This is a genomic window from Mesorhizobium sp. M7A.F.Ca.CA.001.08.2.1 (assembly GCF_003998455.1).
Classification (GTDB): domain Bacteria; phylum Pseudomonadota; class Alphaproteobacteria; order Rhizobiales; family Rhizobiaceae; genus Mesorhizobium; species Mesorhizobium ciceri.
In genome coordinates this window covers 1-2,772 of record NZ_RZPW01000786.1, presented here as the reverse complement: position 1 = coordinate 2,772, position 2,772 = coordinate 1, and the positions used below count along the sequence as shown (strand labels likewise).

At 61.1% G+C, this 2,772-nt stretch carries 1 protein-coding gene and 2 pseudogenes; 1 reads left to right on the top strand and 2 read right to left on the bottom strand.

Translation table 11 applies throughout. The annotated features are described in order from the left end of the window. Positions 1-23 precede the first annotated feature (23 nt). Positions 24-376 (top strand): annotated as a pseudogene (locus tag EN914_RS30880) (EAL domain-containing protein). Between the two features lie 202 nt (positions 377-578). Here the strand turns inward: EN914_RS30880 and EN914_RS30875 are convergent. Further along, entirely contained in the window at positions 579-2,474 is a 1,896-nt protein-coding gene (locus tag EN914_RS30875) for a hypothetical protein (RefSeq protein ID WP_050580493.1), read from the bottom strand. A gap of 80 nt (positions 2,475-2,554) precedes the next feature. After that, positions 2,555-2,772, bottom strand: a pseudogene (locus EN914_RS30870) (sugar ABC transporter ATP-binding protein); the annotation flags it as partial.

Genomic DNA, 2,772 nt, shown 5'->3' with positions numbered 1-2,772 from the left:
GCCCCACCGAATGCCAGCAGAACATGGCAGCGTTGCGCAGTGTCGGGGTGCGCTTTGCGCTTGACGATTTCGGTACGGGATTTTCCTCATTGGGCCGACTGCAGAGCCTGGAAGTGGACAGGATCAAGATCGACCAAGCTTCGTGCAGGGCTTTGGCGGCTCGAACGGTGACGAGGCCATCGTTCAGGCGATTATCGACCTGGCTCGCGCGACTGGCCTCAGCACCACAGCGGAAGGGGTCGAGACCGAGAGCCAGTGCAATTATCTGCGCAAGCTCGGCTGCGACCAGCTACAAGGCTTTTTGCTTTCAAGACCGGTGCCAAAAGAGGACCTTCAGGAACTCCTCGACGGCGGATCAAGGCGGGCGACCGCATGAGAATGCGTCTATGTGATTCCCGACGGTCGACGATGCCGCACGCGGATGCAAGCAGCGAATCTTGGCGGCCTGGGACAAGGTGCGTCGACACTCCCCTGGCCAGTGACGCCTGACGATCTGTGTCACCCGCTTCGGGCCAGAGCGATTGATGCGGCTGCGCATGACGCTGGGCTCAACTCTCAACCTCAGCGCACATCGGGCTCTAGGTCGAAAATGGTAGGTCGAGATCAACTCGCGCGACGGCGTAAGCGTCAAGCGAGATGAATTGGTCATCCAGCGGTCTTGCGGTACTTTCCATGAAGTTGGGATCGGTTGCCGCCCGTTCGAACTGCTCGGCGCCAAGAAGAGCTATACGGGCACTGCTCGGCGCATCCGGAAGTTTCACAGATTGCGCCTTGGAGGTGAGGTTGGCGACCCACAGTGTCACGCGCCAATCTTTTTCAGCTGCGATCGTCGCAATGGCGTCAGCGCCGGAAGTTCCTACGGACAGCAGGGTGGCTCCGCCGAGCCTTGAGAGACCCGCCATGACATGGAAAGCGGGATAGACCGTTCGGCCGTCCTGCTGGTCATACCATGGCTGGACGAAATCAGCCTTCCTGTGGATATGGCCAAAGGGGCCGGTGAAGTCCCCTACCGCGACGGCCTCGACCCCTTCGCGAGCGCAGGCCGCGAAATAGCCGAGCGTCCATGCCGCATTGAACAGCCCGCGCTGCCGCGGATCGATGCGGCTCAGACATATGCGGGCGTTCGCTTTGTTCGGCGCGGTGCCCTTTCCGTAGGGGTTCTCGCGGCAGCCGAGCTGACTGGGACCTATGCGCAGCGGCACGCGGTCGCCCGTGAAAGCATGTGCCGAGCGTATCTGATGAGGGATAGCCTGAAGCGTTTCCATCACCGAAATATCATCCGCCGCGTGCACGCTTGGACAGGTGGTGAAGGTCACGTAGTCGAGCGCTTCGGCTGGCGGACGCTTGCGATTGAGTTCGGTGAAGTAAGCGGCCATGCCTCCGCCCAGCCCGATCCCCGGGAAAGCCCGGCGAGCGGCGGAGTAGCATTCGTGGAAGCTGGGCATGACCGGCCGCGGTGCTCCCGGCTGAACGGATTTCATGTCCTGCGCCGGAAAGACGGAGACAGCTTCCAGTTTGAGGCCGATTGTATGGACCGCATCAGCGACGGGCGCCAATTCGCCGAATGGGTCGAGCGTGCCCTTGGTGATGATCTCGAGGACCACGCCTGCGCCGGTCAGCCGTGCAAGCGCGGCGTAGCTTTCGAGTTCATCATGGCCGTGTCCGAATCGGAGATCGACTTGGCAGACCATCCACTGCGGAGCCATTCGTCGTAGAAGCTCGGGGGATTCAAGCGCGTGCCTTGCCTCGTCGCCAGCGACGCCGACGCCAACGCGAGGCACTTGGCCGACGGGTCTGCCGATCGTCAGGTCGATGAGTGGATTGCGGTTTTCAGACGCCCCGGCACGAAGCGTTCCTGACACGTGAAGCCGGACGACCTGGGTGAATTTCTGGCCCTTGGGCAGTCGGTAAGGCCACGGGCGACGCAGAGGGCGGACATAGGTTTTATAGGAAGCGTCAGACCAATTGCGTTGATCCTCCATCTCGAAGGCATCACCGTCCATGGTGCATGTGGCCCAGATCCCAGGCGCGATCTCATGCGACAACGCCCGGATATCGGTGAACGGACATTTAGGGTCGATGTGGTCCGGAAAGAGCGATAGCTCATCATGACCATCCTCATGCAGCACCTTTACCGGCTTGCCCGCCAAGGCTTCGATCGGATGAAGGACGATGAAGCCGGTCCGATTCGTCAAAAGGTCAGTCTCGGGCTCTGCCTCGGCCGCAAAAGCCAGCGCACCATCACTACTGCCCGAGATCCGTACCTGATAAACCAGGCGACCGGATGTTGCGGAACATGTTGCACGGTATGCGACGCTGAACACATCCAGCCTTTCATCGATGTGGAGATCATCGAGAACGGCTGTAGCGGTTCCCCAATTTTCGTCCCGCACAAGGAACGAGATTCCGCGCAGAATCTCAATTCCGTCAAGGCGGATGTAGCGTAACGCCCCATTGTCGAAGTCGACCGACAACGGTCCCGCGCGAAGTGTGCGCAAGGGTGGCTCGACCTGTTCGGTTCCACACAAGCGGATGGCTCGAGATGCTGCCAAGGTCAAATTGCTTGCTCCGTCGCAGCGTCAAAAATCGACGCCCGGTTCATGTTGATGTCGATCGGCAGTCTCTCGCCGGGACGGCTGACGTCGTGCGCCTGAAGCTCCGCCACCACTGGCGCGCCGGCAAGGCGGAAGGTCGCATAGCTGCGCGAGCCAGTCGGCTGCAGCAGGTCGATGGTTGCATCATAGCGCAGCGTGCCCGGCTCGGGGGTAGCAG